10 protein-coding genes and 1 tRNA gene are annotated in these 14,697 nt (G+C 46.8%); 5 read left to right on the top strand and 6 right to left on the bottom strand.

Features of this window, described 5'->3' with window-relative positions; genetic code table 11:
* Position 1 precedes the first annotated feature (1 nt).
* Both AC1RJL_RS04130 and AC1RJL_RS04125 read right to left on the bottom strand, forming a co-directional pair.
* Positions 2-2,005 carry a TonB-dependent receptor plug domain-containing protein gene (locus AC1RJL_RS04130; RefSeq protein ID WP_492911471.1) on the bottom strand — a complete coding sequence of 668 codons (2,004 nt, stop codon included), beginning with the start codon at positions 2,003-2,005 and terminating at the stop codon, positions 2-4.
* Between the two features lie 257 nt (positions 2,006-2,262).
* On the bottom strand, positions 2,263-6,480 hold the full coding sequence (locus AC1RJL_RS04125; protein WP_492911470.1) for a sulfite reductase subunit alpha: 4,218 nt from the start codon (positions 6,478-6,480) through the stop codon (positions 2,263-2,265).
* A 386-nt stretch (positions 6,481-6,866) separates the two neighbouring features.
* Between AC1RJL_RS04125 and msrA the strand changes: the two genes are divergently transcribed.
* The gene (msrA, locus tag AC1RJL_RS04120; RefSeq protein WP_492911469.1) at positions 6,867-8,057 is read left to right on the top strand and encodes a peptide-methionine (S)-S-oxide reductase MsrA; all 1,191 of its coding nucleotides are present in this window, start codon (positions 6,867-6,869) and stop codon (positions 8,055-8,057) included.
* An 87-nt stretch (positions 8,058-8,144) separates the two neighbouring features.
* On the opposite strand, the gene AC1RJL_RS04115 is transcribed toward msrA, so the two are convergent.
* The gene (locus AC1RJL_RS04115; RefSeq protein WP_492911468.1) at positions 8,145-8,534 is read right to left on the bottom strand and encodes a hypothetical protein; all 390 of its coding nucleotides are present in this window, start codon (positions 8,532-8,534) and stop codon (positions 8,145-8,147) included.
* A gap of 111 nt (positions 8,535-8,645) precedes the next feature.
* Complete coding sequence (locus AC1RJL_RS04110; RefSeq protein ID WP_492911467.1) at positions 8,646-10,472, bottom strand: YbhB/YbcL family Raf kinase inhibitor-like protein; 1,827 nt, start codon at positions 10,470-10,472, stop codon at positions 8,646-8,648.
* Positions 10,473-10,873: 401 nt separating this feature from the next.
* On the opposite strand from AC1RJL_RS04110, the gene AC1RJL_RS04105 reads away from it, so the two are divergent.
* The 4 genes from AC1RJL_RS04105 to AC1RJL_RS04090 all read left to right on the top strand — a co-directional run bounded on the left by AC1RJL_RS04105 (position 10,874) and on the right by AC1RJL_RS04090 (position 12,819).
* Positions 10,874-11,107, top strand: a complete 234-nt coding sequence (locus AC1RJL_RS04105; protein ID WP_492911466.1) for a hypothetical protein — start codon at positions 10,874-10,876, stop codon at positions 11,105-11,107.
* A 1-nt stretch (position 11,108) separates the two neighbouring features.
* On the top strand, positions 11,109-11,864 hold the full coding sequence (locus AC1RJL_RS04100; protein WP_492911465.1) for a DUF72 domain-containing protein: 756 nt from the start codon (positions 11,109-11,111) through the stop codon (positions 11,862-11,864).
* 229 nt (positions 11,865-12,093) lie between these two features.
* Positions 12,094-12,582 (top strand): DUF892 family protein, encoded by a 489-nt coding sequence (locus AC1RJL_RS04095; protein WP_492911464.1) that lies wholly within the window; start codon positions 12,094-12,096, stop codon positions 12,580-12,582.
* 84 nt (positions 12,583-12,666) lie between these two features.
* Entirely contained in the window at positions 12,667-12,819 is a 153-nt protein-coding gene (locus AC1RJL_RS04090) for a hypothetical protein (RefSeq protein WP_492911463.1), read from the top strand.
* 198 nt (positions 12,820-13,017) lie between these two features.
* Here the strand turns inward: AC1RJL_RS04090 and AC1RJL_RS04085 are convergent, their stop codons facing one another.
* Positions 13,018-14,010, bottom strand: coding sequence for a 2-hydroxyacid dehydrogenase (locus tag AC1RJL_RS04085; RefSeq protein WP_492911462.1), 993 nt, complete (start codon positions 14,008-14,010; stop codon positions 13,018-13,020).
* Between the two features lie 611 nt (positions 14,011-14,621).
* A tRNA-Gly gene (locus AC1RJL_RS04080) sits at positions 14,622-14,697 on the bottom strand.

The following is a 14,697-nucleotide window of genomic DNA, read 5'->3' as shown; positions in this document are numbered from 1 at the left end:
CCTAGAGGCTGTAGTTCGCTTGCAGGAACCAGGTGCGGCCTGCCTCGGGGAAACCTTCGCTGTATTCGTACAGGCGGTCAAACGCATTGCGCACACCGGTTTCGATTAATAATTTTTCATCAAAAATGCGATAGCCGGTTTTTAAATTAGTCACACCGAATCCTTTGGTTTGCTGCACACCGTTGCTGGTGGTGTAGCGGGACGAGGACGCTTCGGTTGTCGCTGTCAAATTCCATGCGCGTGTAATGTTCCAGCGCAGGTCTGCCGCAAATTTATGGCGCGGTGTATCAATTAAATGCACCGACGGTGAAGTGATATTTTCCCGGTCGAGATAACTGTAAACCGCACCTAACTGCACATCGCCGAGTGAATAATGCAAACCGGTATCTGCACCGGTTGCGCGTACCTCACCGATATTTTGCATTTGCGAACAGGGCGGTGAACTGCAGGCGCTGGCGGGAATACTGATTGCCTGGATCATATCGGTAATTTCCGAACGGAAAACGGCGATGTCCCAACGCAATTGGTTAGTCAATTTATGTTCGTAACCAAGCTCGATATGATCGGCCTCTTCACTGCGCAGATCCGGATTGGGAATGGCGCTGCCCATGCGATAAGAGAAGCGATCTTTAATTGTCGCAAAACGATGTTTACGCGCGCCGGTCAGGTGCAGGCGGCCCGCATCGGACACACGATAAAATAAACCCAGGGTTGCGTTGTTAGCGCTGTTGTCGCCTTTGGGGAAATCGGAAATGACACCGGTATTCGCGTTGTAATTTTCGGCCTCCAGGCTTTCACGCCAATCGTGGGACACACCGGCCACTAACGATAAAGTTTCAGTGATGTTATGTGTATCTTCGAGTGCAACGGATTGTGTGCGGTCACTGGTGCGACGGATGGGTTCACCAGCGTTATGTTCGCGGTGAATATCTTCTTTCCAGTGGTAAGCGGCTTTCAATAAATTATTTTCATGTAATTGAAAATCCAATTGCGCGCTGGCGCCGTTGGTGTAATCGTCGTACCAACTTTTGAAAGAGGACGGACGGTTCTGCGTGGTGTAGGTTGCATCGTCATAGGTGAAGAGCGAGTTTTGGTAAGTGTCGTGATAGGCGCGCACTTTCAATGTGACCTTATCCCACCGGGTGTTGGTGAGCAGGTAAAGGCTGTCTTTGTCCCATACCGGCCACTGCCAATAGCGGGCATTGATACTGGCGATGGCACCGGCATAAGGCGGGTTGCCTTTTTCGCCTTGTTGCGATGAATAGCTCAAGCTGTATTCATCGGTCTCGTTAGGTGTGAGTGCGAGTTTCAAACTGACTTTGCGGTCATCGCTGTAACTGTTTTCGCGCTCGTCGCCATCTTCAAAACGACGTGCAGGAAAATCATCCGGCAGTGAAAAAGAATCTACATCCAAATACGAAAGCCCGGCCTGCACATACCAACCGCCCTGGTTGCTGCCGATATTGGTGTAGACGCGACGGGAATTATTATTGCCGCTATCGTCCCACGTGGTTCCCGCACCGATTTCGCCTTCCAATAAATCGCCCGGTTTGTGGCTGACCAAATTAATTGCACCGCCCAAGGTATTGGGGCCGTAAATCAGCGAGCTGAATCCTTTGGCCACATCGATATGGGCAATGCCGAAGGTATTGAAGCGTCCCAGATCCACATAACCATCGTAAGGGACATATACCGGAATGCCGTCGAGGAATACCGGCACCTGGCGCAGATCAAATCCGCGCACATAAATCATTTCTTCGTTACGCGCGCCCACCTTGCTCAGGCTGACACCGCTGCTGAGGTTAAGCGCAGCGCCTACGGTTTCTTTGTCATAAACGCGAATAGTGTCGATGCTGATGCGCTGGGTATTATCCTCTTCAGTATTTTGCGCATTGGCGGTAACGACGATGGTTTCCAATGTGGGCGTATCGGCAAATGATGTGCATGGCAAACCTGCAGTGATCAAGCTGGCAATCAGTGTTGATAATTTCTTTTTGTGGTTCATGGCTTTTCCTCGGTCTTTAATGTAAAAAAATATCGATATATTTATTGGTATATAACGATGAATAAAAAAATTTTGTTTAGCGGGGAATCGTCATCCCCGCGCAGCGGGGGTCCATAGGTTTTCCTCCGACAGCAACAGCTGGACTCCCGATCGGCTTTGACTCCTGTGTCGCCCTGCACCCATGCAATCGAAGCGGGAGTGACGATGCGCAAATAGATACCATCTGTCATACCTGCAAACGCAATTATCCAGGGCCACTAATACACATCCTTCAAATAGCGTTTATCCGCCGACATTTTTGCAACATAAGCATCTGCCGCGTCTTTATCCAAACCACCGTGTGTTTGGATAACCTGTTTCAGGGCGGTGTCCACATCTTTGGCCATGCGGCTGGCATCGCCACACACACAGAAATAAGCCCCTTCTTCCAGCCAATTCCACAGCTGCGCGCCTTGTTCAACCATGCGGTGCTGCACATAAATTTTTTCAGGTTGATCGCGCGAAAACGCGGTGTCCAATTGATGCAGTACGCCTTCTTTTTGCAGCGCCTCCAATTCATCCTGATAATAAAAATCCGTTGCTGCACGTTGCTCGCCGAAGAACAACCAGTTTTTTCCGGTTGCGCCGGTGGCCTTACGTTCGTGCAAGAAACCGCGGAAGGGTGCAACGCCGGTACCGGGCCCAACCATGATTAACGGTTTGCTTAAATCTTTGGGTGGATGGAAATGTGCAGATTTTTGAATGAACAAGGGTATAGGTTGGTTTTCCGTGCGATCCGCCAGAAACACCGAGCAAACACCGCTGCGCGCTTTACCACTACAGGCATAGCGCACAGTGTTGATGGTGAGGTGCACTTCGCCTGCGTGGGCTTTGGGGCTGGAGGCGATTGAATACAAACGCGGTTGCAAACGTTTAAGTGCAGCGAGTAATTCCGGCGCAGTAGTGTTGACAGGGAACTCTTGCAATACATCGACAATCTGTCGGCTCCAGAGCCATTGTTTCAGCTCAGCTTTTTTATCGTCTTTTAATAAGGTGGCGAGTTTGTCGCTACTGGCGCGCGCATTTACAAATTGCAAAAAATCAGGCGTGATACGCGCGATCTCAAATTGTTTGGCGAGTGCATCAGCCAAGCGCATATCGCCTGCACCTTTCACGCTGACATGGGTATCGCGGTCGAGTTTAAGTGCATCAAGAATATCTTCTACCAATGCAGGGCAATTGGTTGGCCAGATTCCCAAGGCATCACCCGCTTCATAATCAAGTCCGCTATCGCGCAGGTCAAAAATATACTGGCGGGTTTCTTTGTCGCCACCGGGCTTGTTGAGCAAGCGGTTGAGCAGCACTTTGCTGGGGAAAGGATTTTGTTTGTTGTAAACCGGTTTGGCGGGTGCAGTGGGTGGCGCTTCGCCATCGTCACCACTGGCCAATGCCAATTGCGGAACGGGTGCGGATGCGCTAACGGTTGCAGAAACCATCGCGCTTATGGTTGCGCCCAACCACTGCGTTGCCGCTTCCTGATAATCCGGTTCGCAATCAATACGTGAGGTGATTCGTTGGCCGCCGAGGGCTTCGAGTCGCGCATCAATTTTTTTACCGAAGCCGCAGAATTGATCGTAGTTGGAATCGCCAAAGGCCAGCACTGCAAAACGTGTGTTGGTCAATGTGGGCGCGCTGTCGGCGTCGAGTGCGCTCCAGAGTGCAGCGCCATTATCAGGCGGATCGCCATCGCCAAACGTGCTGGCCAGCACCAGGAGATTTTCTGCTGCCGCAAGCTCCTGTACTTTTATCGCATCCATTGCGGCAAGGCGAACGTTGCAGCCTTCATCGGTTAAACGTTTGGCGCACTGGTCTGCAACACTTTCCGAGTTGCCGGTGGATGAAGTCCAGATTACCAATGCCGTTTTTTCGTTGGGCGCCGGTGCCGGTACATCCGGCCCCGATGAGGCGGGTATTGCGCTGCCTGCCGGTAATGCCGCAGGTCCGCCGCCACCGGGCAACCAGGTGCGCGCAAATAAGCCAGCCAATATGCCGTCGAGTACCAAGCGTTTAGCGGGATCGATTGGCGCGGTGGCAGGCAATGTCGGCACACCGCCTTGTTTGCGGCCTTCCTCGCTGTGCAATCCAAGCAAATAACCTTGCAGATACAATTTTTCGTGGGCATCAAGGCTCACGGCCGGTGCCGCATCAAGCCCTAATAATTGGGCGAGTGCATTGATTTGCATAATGTCGAGTTCCTCGGTGTGGGGCATTGCCGCGACTGCGCGGTCGCTGGCAATCAGGTTGGTATCGCTGGCAGCGGGAGTTGTGAAAACCGGCTCGTCTTCTACCAGGCACAACGCCACGGCGCAGAATTTGAATTCGGGTTGTTGCGAAACAGGATCGATGGCGTCGTTGGTAACGGCGTTAATTGCCAGGTTTTCACCAAACACATCGTTCCAATGAAAGGGGGCAAAACAATTGCCGGGGCGCACCCGGTCAGTGACTACGGCGGGTAATATTGCACGCCCGCGACGTGAGCGAATTTCCACTTTGTGTTTGTCTTTGATGCCGAGCTGCGTGGCATCTTCCGGATGGATTTCCACAAAGGGACCGGGATTAAGTTTATTGAGCGTCGGAATTTTTCCGGTCTTGGTCATGGTGTGCCATTGGTGTTGCAGGCGACCGGTGTTAAGTACGAAAGGAAAATCACTATCGGGTAATTCAGCGGGATCACCGTGGGGACGCGCGAAGAAAACCCCTTTGCCACTCGCTGTAGCGAATACCAATTCCGGTTTACTGCCATCTTCGTACACTTTCAACGTTTGGTTGATGCCAGCGTTGCGGTAGCGAATGGGATTGCGATCATTTGCCGCATCCGGTGCGTACGGCCATTGCAGCGGGCCTTCACGCAAACGCCCATGGCTTGCGCCGCGAATGTCGTAACCGGTTTTGGGATTCCACGCCTGTTTGATTTCGTCAAACACTTCCGCCGCAGAGTTGTAGGTAAAGCCATCGGCAAAACCCATCTCGCAGGCGACGCGGGCGATGATTTGCCAATCGGGCAAGGCATCGCCCGGCGGTTCAACCGCTTTTTGCATCAACGTCATATTGCGTTCGGAGTTGATCATCACCCCTTCAGCTTCGGCCCAGAGCGCGCCCGGCAATAAAATATCGGCGTAGCGATTGGTTTCGGTATCGAGGAAGGCGTCCTGGGTAATCACCAGTTCGGCAGCCTGCAAACCGGCAATCACATTGTTGCGGTTGGCCATGGAGGCGACCGGATTGGTACAGATAATCCAGCAGGCTTTGACCTTACCCGCGATCATGTCCTCAAACAGGGTGACAGTGCCGCCGCCCAATTCCGTGCGCAAAGTGCCGGGCGGAATTTGCCAGAGGTTTTCGATAAATTCGCGGTCTTTTTCCACCAGTACCGAGCGCTGGCCAGGCAAACCGGGGCCCATATAACCCATCTCGCGCCCACCCATGGCATTGGGTTGGCCGGTGAGTGAAAAGGGGCCGCTGCCGGGGCGGCAAATCGCGCCGGTCGCCAAATGTAAATTGCAGATGGCATTGGTATTCCAGGTGCCGTGGGTGGATTGGTTGAGGCCCATGGTCCAGCAGGTCATCCACTCGGGCGCGTCGCCGATCATCTGTGCTGCAGTGCGGATATCCGCTTCCGGGATGCCGGTGATGTCAGCTACTTTTTCGGGAGAATAATCCTCAAGAAAGGCGGGCATTTGCTCCCAGCCTTCGGTGAAGGATTCGATAAAGTTTGTATCTACAGCGCCGTTCTTCACCAGCAAATGCAACAGCCCGTTCAACAGCGCGAGGTCAGTGCCGGGTTTGATTTGCATAAACAAGGTGGCTTTATCGGCGGTGGCACTGCGGCGCGGATCAACCACAATTAATTTCGCACCGGCTTTGACTTTGTCCATCATCCGCAAAAATAAAATCGGATGGCAGTCGGCCATGTTGGCGCCGATCACAAAAAATAAATCGGCCTTATCAAAATCCTGATAGGAGCCCGGCGGGCCATCGGCACCCAGCGATAATTTATAACCACTGCCTGCACTCGCCATACACAGGCGTGAATTGGATTCGATATTGTTGGTGCGCACATACCCTTTGCAGAGTTTATTTACCAGATATTGCGCTTCAAGGGACATCTGCCCGGACACATAAAACGAGAGCGCGTCCGGACCATGTTCATCAAGGATTGTACGAAGGTGCCGAGCGGTTTCAGTGATTGCTGCATCCATACCCACACGCACCGGATCATGGCTGCGGTTTTTGCGTATATAAGCAGAATCAACACGGCCGGACTCGGCAATTGCCTGGATGCAAGTATTTCCTTTGGTGCACAGGCGACCGAAATTGGTGGGATGTTCTTTATCACCAGCGACTTTGGTAATCCGGTCACCGGTGATTTCCATCACGATACCGCAACCGACACCGCAGTAGGGGCATACAGATTTAATGGTTTTGTTATTACTCACGAATAGCCATCAATATATTTGCTAAGATAAACGATGCATAGCAAACACAAGGCCAAGTCATAAAAACAACCAATCACCCCCGAATACGCCTCATAAATGGGCTTTTATTTTGCGTATCTCTTGCTCCTGCACTGTTTTTGATCGCAATTATTCATGTGTTGTTTTATCTTTTGGTGCATAAAGTCGCGATAACGCACCATATAAAAGCGAAAAATTTTCTATGGTGGATGTAACAAACATCCAAATTCCGACTCTAGTCATTGATGTAGAAATTTATCAATGCAGGACAGCAATTAGAGGTTGCCATGGCTTCGTCAACATTTTTTAAAATGCTCATCTCATGCAGCTTGTTATTAAGCGTCTGCTCCCAGGCAGAGGTCAGTGACATGCCTGCGACCCGTAACCTGGATACTATTGTTGTCGGCGCCGGGTGTTTTTGGGGTGTGGAGAAACGTTTTGAAGCGATTAACGGTGTGGTTGACGCTGTTGCCGGTTACGCCGACGGCAATGGCGTTGAACCGAATTATGAGGCGATCACACAGCGCGTTAACAAGAACAACCCGAATAATCACGCCGAAGTAGTACAAATCACTTACAACCCCAAAGTAGTCAGCTTGACCGCACTATTCCAGCGCTACTTTGAAATGCATGATCCGACACAGTTGAATCGCCAGGGTAACGATATAGGTACGCAATATCGCTCCATCATTTTAACCAGGGATCAAGCTCAGGCAGATACGGCACAGCAGGTGTTGACCGCCTATCAAGCATTACTCACCAAAGCCGGTTATGGAACAATCACAACACACGTTAAGCCGCTTAAAAAATTTTACCCGGCAGAAAAATATCATCAGGATTACCTTGCCAAAAATCCCAATGGCTATTGCCCGGACCATTCCACCGGTGTGCGCTTTGACGAAAACAAAATGAAAAAGTTAACCGAGGACAACACTGCCTTGCTAAAAGGTAAACACATATTGGTCATCGACGCCGAAGACTTTTGCCCTTACTGCAAAAAATTTAAAGACGATGTGGCGCAGGGATATAAGGGAGATATTCCAATGCATTTTCGCTTCGCCAGCCAGTTAAGTAACTTGAGTTTAAAAACACCCACTTGGGCCACCCCAACCATTATCTTACTGGAAGACGGAAAAGAGGTATTTGGTCGTCAAGGTTATATGAACCCCGAGCAATTCTATTTGCTACTTGGGAAATTCAAGTTGGGCGATAGCGAAGCGTTCAATGTGGCATTTGAAGAAAGCACTGATGCCCGCTTTTGTAAGCAGTACGAAATTTTCAAGAACACACCGGAGGGTGTTTTTGTAGATAAGCTAAGCGGAGCACCGTTATTCGATACGCGTGACCGATTTAATTCAGGCAGTGGATGGCTTTCATTTACAAAACCTGTCGATGGTTCAGTTATAGAAATACCCGATAATAGCTATGGCATGAAACGCACCGAAATACGCGCAAAAATTTCCGGTATCCATTTAGGTCATGTGTTTGATGACGGCCCTAACGGTAAGCCGCGCTATTGTATCAATGCCACTGTGTTGGATTTTGTTCCACGCAAATGAATAGGGTAGAGTTTCCTCAAGTGCAGCCTGCTTTCGGCAACTGTAATAAATTCAATAGGTATTGGAAGGACTCGCTATATTCCCAGCTTAGCGCTTAATAATTTCCTCCAGTGTTTTGCGTTCAAATTCGATTTCTGATGATGTGCGAAACCCAAGGCGACGCAGGATCGGCAATGGAGGGCACCAACCTTGTAATGCATGCTGTAGTAAAAAAACTCCTACGAGGAGCGGAATTACAAAAAACACATTGTGTAACGTAAAACCTAAAATGCACGTGATCACAATTAAGGTGGATGCATTTGTCTCCAGCGCTCGTTCAACATCCCATTCTCGATTCAGCTCGTTGAGCCGTCCAGGTATTTCCTGAGGATGAGTCCGGTAATACACAATTGAGCGTTGCGTCTCAGCTTCAATTTTTCGATTCACTTTTTCAGATGTATGCTTTGCTACACGCTGGGTAGTATTGGGAAGTGCCATAAGATTCTCCTGATTAACTGCCTTGGGATGGTTCACTCACTTACGCTCTTGCATCCATGAAACTTATTGACATCCCTTTTACTAAATTTGCCACAAAACTGTATCTTCAGTTTAACGATCATAAAGCCCGATAATATGTCCACGTGAAAGTACATGGCCCTGCATAGCTTCAATTAACTCTTCGCGAGTCGCACCTACTGGTAAATTAAGTTTAGTATCGAGCGCGAATACTTGAAAATAATACCGATGTGCTGAATCCGCCGGCGGTGGATTAGGTCCGACATATCCTATAGAACCCCGATCATTCTTTCCTTGTAAAGAGCCTTTAGGTGTGGCCAGTTCGGGAAGGGGCGGAATTCCTTTGGGTAACTTGAGCACATCGGCAGGTACATCATAGAGCAGCCAATGAACAAAGGGAGGGTTTTGGCCTGCATCCGGATCTTCCATAAAAATGGCATACGATTTAGTTCCTTTCGGTCCCCTACTCCACTCAAGTGGCGGCGAAATATCTTCGCCTTCAGCAGCAAATTTCACCGGTATAGGTGCACCGGTATCAAATGCTGCTGACTGAATAGATAACGATTGCTGGCTGTTACCACTCAACAACTGGAATGCAAGATTGTTTGTATGTGGCTCATCCGGTGTAGTTAATTCTCCAGTGATTACTCGTAGGTTCGTATTAAAGGAATTGGTAGGCGGTCCAAGAGGCTTGGTATTTTTATTCGAGCCGGTGTAGGCGATGCGATAGATAATACCATTGGTATCATCGGCCAATAAAAGCGAACCATCTTTAGCCTGCGCTAATCCCGCTAGCCTACCGTAATGAATCCATTTACTACCCTTTTGCGATAAAAATCCTTGCACAAATGTATCAAACTTCACTGGCCGCCCTCCCTCAAATCGAATGCGGGCAACTTCGTATCCAGCTGGCGGTTTGCGATTCCAGGAACCACGCATTGCGACAAACGCATCGCCTCGATACTCTTCAGGGAATTGCGTGGCCGTATAAAATGTCATCTGCATGGGCGCTGCATGTGGTGTGTAATATCCCAATGGCTCAACACTGCGTGATGCCCACTCCTGCATGCTTATTTCACCTGGCGGTTCATCCTGCGGGTTGAACTTTCCATTTGCATAAATATATGGCCAGCCATATTGCTTGCCTTTAACAATATGGTTTAACTCTTCATGCTGTTCATTATCACCAAGCCAGTCGATACCATGATCCATCCCGTAAAGCTCGCCTGTGTTTGGCTCAAAATCGAAACCAATAGTATTCCGAAGCCCTGATGCAAAAATTTTACGTGAAGTTCCATCAGTATTCATTTGCAACATAGTTGCGCTTTCGGGATTCGTCTCGTCGCATGCATTACAGGTCGACCCCACCGATACATATAGTTTTCCATCGGGGCCAATTGCTATCGTACGATTAGGATGCTGACCGCCATCCGGTAAATCATCAACGAAACGCTCCAACGGCGCCAGTTTTCCATCTGGTTGAATCGTAGTTTTATAAAGATCATTTACCGTAGCGAGATAAACTGTATTGCCATCGATAGCGATACCGTGCATACCAGGCCTATTGGCTACCACTTCCTGCTGATCCGCTACGCCATCTTGATTAGTATCGACCAGTTTTATTACATCCCCCACCTCACGCCGTGTGACATACACTGTTCCATTCTCTGCCACAGCAATCATGCGAGGGTTAATTAAATCCGTAGCAAATACATTGACTTCAAACCCTTTCGGTACTGCTATTTTTGATATGACATTGTTTGCTGATGTTTTCTTCGGCTCCAATACATGACCAATGATAGTGACATCTGCTGCACGAGGATCTTTAAGTTGATTAGAAATGGGAGCTACCGCATAAGATTGGGCAGCTGCCGCAATAGCTGCATATAAGGTCGCAGTGACCATACCTTTAACTTTCATAATCACTCCTTCAAAAATAGCAACAATTTTTTAATTAACTGATGCTACGAGTAAACGTCGGTGAAATTACGTTGGTTGGCGCACACAGGAAGCTATTTAAAAAAAACGATGGTTCGTCATAATGATACGACCGCCAATATGTTGAAATAGGTGAAGGATACAACGGGTAACGTTGTAATTTATCAAGGACAGCAATTGCGAAACTTAAATTCATTCAATGTTGGTAGCCGCACTGAGTATCTTCCGGCGTTTCTATTATGTTGATCAGCCGCCGATTGAAAAGGTATGTCTTTACAACGGACGAATGTATGACCAATCGTTTTAATAAAAACTCAATCCACTTATGCCCTCTTGAAAAAATATTGTGATAACTTTCTGTCGTATAACAGTGCCGGGTTTTTATGTTTGAACAAAGCGCAATCGCAATTACCGGGATTTTAGCGGTTTGGCTCACGCAGGACCAGCGCCATTCTGCTCGAAAATATGCATGTATATTTGGGCTCATCGGTCAGCCATTTTGGTTCTATACAACTTATCAAGCAGCTCAGTGGGGAATCTTCGCGCTTTCATTTTTCTACACTTTTGCTTGGGCAAAGGGATTTTATTACTTTTGGATAAAGAGAAAGGGAGCTTAAAATGTCCAGTACTTGCGCTCCAATTAATGTAGGTACCAGCGGGATAGTTCTACCCGTTAATAAATCAAATTTTCCACCCGCCTTTCACTCCTCCACACGATTGCAATACTACGCCTCAATATTCAACTCGCTGGAACTGAATAGCTCATTTTATAAAACACCACTGCCCAAAACATTTGCTAAATGGGACAATGAAGTTAATGGGAATTTCACATTAAGTGTCAAGATATCAAAAGCCATTACCCATGCCAGGGGCCTGAATTTTGAGAATGGTGAAGTGGAAAAATTTATGAAAGCTGCAAGCGAATTACATAAAATAAGAGGAGCATTATTAATTCAATTTCCGGCCAACATTACCATTGACTATTTTGCAAAGATTGAAAGTTTGCTTCAGTGCTTAACGAATCTGCAACAACAGCCATACTGGAAATTAGCAATCGAGATGCGGCATCCTAGTTGGTATATTCCCAAGGCATACAATATGTTCACAAAACAACATGCCTCTTTAGTTTTTCATGACATGCCAACATCAAAGACACCATTGGATCATACTGCCACTGATATAGTCTACCTTAGGCTCCATGGGCCATCAGGTAACTATACGGGAAGCTATACCGACGATGAAATTGAAACCTATGCGGAATGGTTAGACCATCACCACAAAGCCGGGAAAAGTATTTTTGTGTATTTTAACAATACGATTGGTAATGCATACAACAATGCGATATTACTTCAAAAAATTTTGAAGAATGCTTAATAAGCGATACACGAATGTCGGATTTATGTAAATTTTACAGTGTAATATTTTCATTTAGTTTTTGTGACATTGCCTGTTCTCTTCTATCGCTGCCACTATTAATAATAAAAACTATCTGAACTAAATATAATCGTCCAATAAAAATCCTATCAATGAAAATAATTCAGCATGGCATTTAAATTGCACAACAGTGATCAATACATCACTGCTTATCATTGGGATTAATAAAATGACTGACATCCGTAAAGAATGTATCCGGGAGTGGTTGCGTGATGCTCATGCAATGGAAGCACATGCAGAACAACTGTTTTCCAAGCAATCAGAACGGTTTAAAGAATACCCGGGATTACAAGGTAAGCTTGAATCCGAGTTGGCGCGTATCGTAGAACACCAGATTATCCTGTCTATCAGGATGCAACATTTAGGAAGTAGCTCCTCAATAATTAAAGATACAGCAGCAAAAATTTTTGCGGAATTCCAAAACATATCAGGCTTGACTGGTAATGATCAGCCAGTAAAAGGCATTATTGATATGCATGCCTTCACACAAATGGCAATTACTGCATACAAAGCTCTTATTATTGCGGCTGATGTAACAGATGATAGGGAAACAAAATTGCTATGCGAAACTATTTTAGGACATACCCAAACGCGCGCACACTGGCTGGAAACCGAACTGGAATCTGTCACAAGAACCTATTTAGCTAATATCGAATAAGAGGATGAATTCAAAAACCCAAGGAGTGCTCCAAATTTATCGGCATTATTTGATGATATTAATTTAATGTTAAGAGGATTTATCATGCCAGACAAAAAACCACTTAAATCTACGATAGTTGCCGGTGCAGTACTGATTTTGACTTTTATGATTGGGTTTGTTACGGGAGGGATACAAAAAACATATGATCCTGAGGATTGTAATAACACTATCCGAAAGCAAGAGGAGGTTAATTAAAAGTTAGTAAATTTCAAATGCATACTCATTGCCATCATAAACCGAGAGTATACAAAATACTTGCCAGGGTATTAATGTGAGATTTCCACGTTGTGGGGAAATTATTCAAAAGATTTCAGGAGCATGCCTTTTCCTTGGCATTTTTCCTGAATGTCTGTCGCGCGCAAAACTCTTTACGCTAGCATTAGAATAAAAATTTTAACCTGTTACGCAGTGCATTTGGTTAATTTCCCCTCGCGCAAAGTGATCAATATTGGCAAGCGTAATTTCACTGATTGCCTGCAATGCTTCCCTTGTGAAAAATGCCTGATGCCCGGTAATGACCACATTCGGAAAAGTCAGTAACCGGGCAAATGTATCATCCTGTAATAATTGATTGGAATAGTCCTCAAAAAAGAGATCCCCTTCTTCCTCGTAGACATCCAAGCCTAAATATCCAATTTTTTTGGTTTTAAGCCCGGCAATTGCTGCTCGCGTATCAATGAGCCCACCTCGACCTGTATTGATTAGCATCACCCCCGTTTTCATATGGGTAATCGTTTTATCATTCACAATATGATGTGTTTCCGGTGTTAAGGGGCAATGCAGCGAAATAATATCGGCCTGCGACCACAGATCATCCAGACTTTCATAACAAATGCCCTGTTCAAGTAACAGTGCTGAAGGATAGGGATCATAAGCAATTACCTTACAGCCAATACCTTGCATAATGTTTGCGAAAATCTGACCAATTTTCCCCGTGCCAATTACCCCTACTGTTTTTCCGTTTACATCAAACCCCAATAAACCGTTCAGCGAGTAATCATTCTCGCGCACACGATTATAGGCACGGTGCAAATTGCGATTTAGCATCAAGATAAGACCCAACGCATGCTCTGCGATAGCATGTGGTGAATATTCCGGAACACGCGCGACAATAAGACCCAGCTCTTTTGCAACGGAAATATCAACGTGGTTAAAACCGGCACAACGCAATGCAATCAGTCTGGTGCCCTGCGCTGCCAATTGGCGCAACATCGATGCATCAAGGTGATCATTGACAAAACAACAGATAACGGGGGAATCCTGGGCAAGCAATGCAGTATGGGTATTTAATGATGCCTCATGAAACACCAGTTGGTGTCGCTCATTATTGGCGAGGGTCAAGTATTCAATATCGTAAGGTTTGCTGCTAAATATCGAGACTTTCATACATTGCTCCTACTGCCGGATAAGGTTAGAAATAGTTACTATCGATTAACGAATATAGTATTCAACTCACTTGCATGGACAATAATATCGGATGCATGCCCACGTCCATTGCTTAAAAAGCAATACATTGGCAAGCTATTTCGTCAGGCACAACAATGCTTTTGACGGCCAATAGACATCTCACCCAATTTGGGCAATATACCTTCATTTGAAGACATGTCGGATGCGCGCGCGCGTACTGTGCTGTCTCTCTTTGAATTCCAGTTCGATACGCAAGCAAGCCATTCGAGATAAACAGATATAAAACTATTTCAGCCGCTAAACACACTGCTTGAGGCTTTTGTTTACGGTGAATTTTTGGATAGATATTTTAGTTATTAAGCGCGGGGTTCGTCACGCAAACAACGCAAATCCCGAAGACGGTAAGTAACGAACGACATACTCTCGCGCCAGTAATAATCGATACCAAGCACATCCGTAGATGGACTTGAAATCTTGGCTACAAGCAGATTCGGAACTTTCGCTGAAACAAAAATGGAGGCAAGAAGCCTCCACTTTCAACAGGTTACAAACCTTGATAAAACTTGATACAAAATTTGAAACCGGAAATTTGGAGCGGGAAACGAGACTCGAACTCGCGACCCTAACCTTGGCAAGGTTATGCTCTACCAACTGAGCTATTCCCGC

Source organism: Cellvibrio sp. GW822-FHT04B05 (assembly GCF_058800985.1).
This window is presented reverse-complemented; position numbering and strand designations above follow the sequence as displayed.

What these genes read in the sequence shown, in the direction of transcription:
- AC1RJL_RS04105 (WP_492911466.1), top strand. Translation starts at nt 10,874, where the DNA reads ATGTTTGAACAAAGCGCAATCGCAATTACCGGGATTTTAGCGGTTTGG.
- AC1RJL_RS04095 (WP_492911464.1), top strand. Translation starts at nt 12,094, where the DNA reads ATGACTGACATCCGTAAAGAATGTATCCGGGAGTGGTTGCGTGATGCT.
- AC1RJL_RS04100 (WP_492911465.1), top strand. Translation starts at nt 11,109, where the DNA reads ATGTCCAGTACTTGCGCTCCAATTAATGTAGGTACCAGCGGGATAGTT.
- AC1RJL_RS04090 (WP_492911463.1), top strand. Translation starts at nt 12,667, where the DNA reads ATGCCAGACAAAAAACCACTTAAATCTACGATAGTTGCCGGTGCAGTA.
- msrA (WP_492911469.1), top strand. Translation starts at nt 6,867, where the DNA reads ATGCCTGCGACCCGTAACCTGGATACTATTGTTGTCGGCGCCGGGTGT.
- AC1RJL_RS04085 (WP_492911462.1), bottom strand. Translation starts at nt 14,010, where the DNA reads ATGAAAGTCTCGATATTTAGCAGCAAACCTTACGATATTGAATACTTG.
- AC1RJL_RS04115 (WP_492911468.1), bottom strand. Translation starts at nt 8,534, where the DNA reads ATGGCACTTCCCAATACTACCCAGCGTGTAGCAAAGCATACATCTGAA.
- AC1RJL_RS04110 (WP_492911467.1), bottom strand. Translation starts at nt 10,472, where the DNA reads ATGAAAGTTAAAGGTATGGTCACTGCGACCTTATATGCAGCTATTGCG.
- AC1RJL_RS04130 (WP_492911471.1), bottom strand. Translation starts at nt 2,005, where the DNA reads ATGAACCACAAAAAGAAATTATCAACACTGATTGCCAGCTTGATCACT.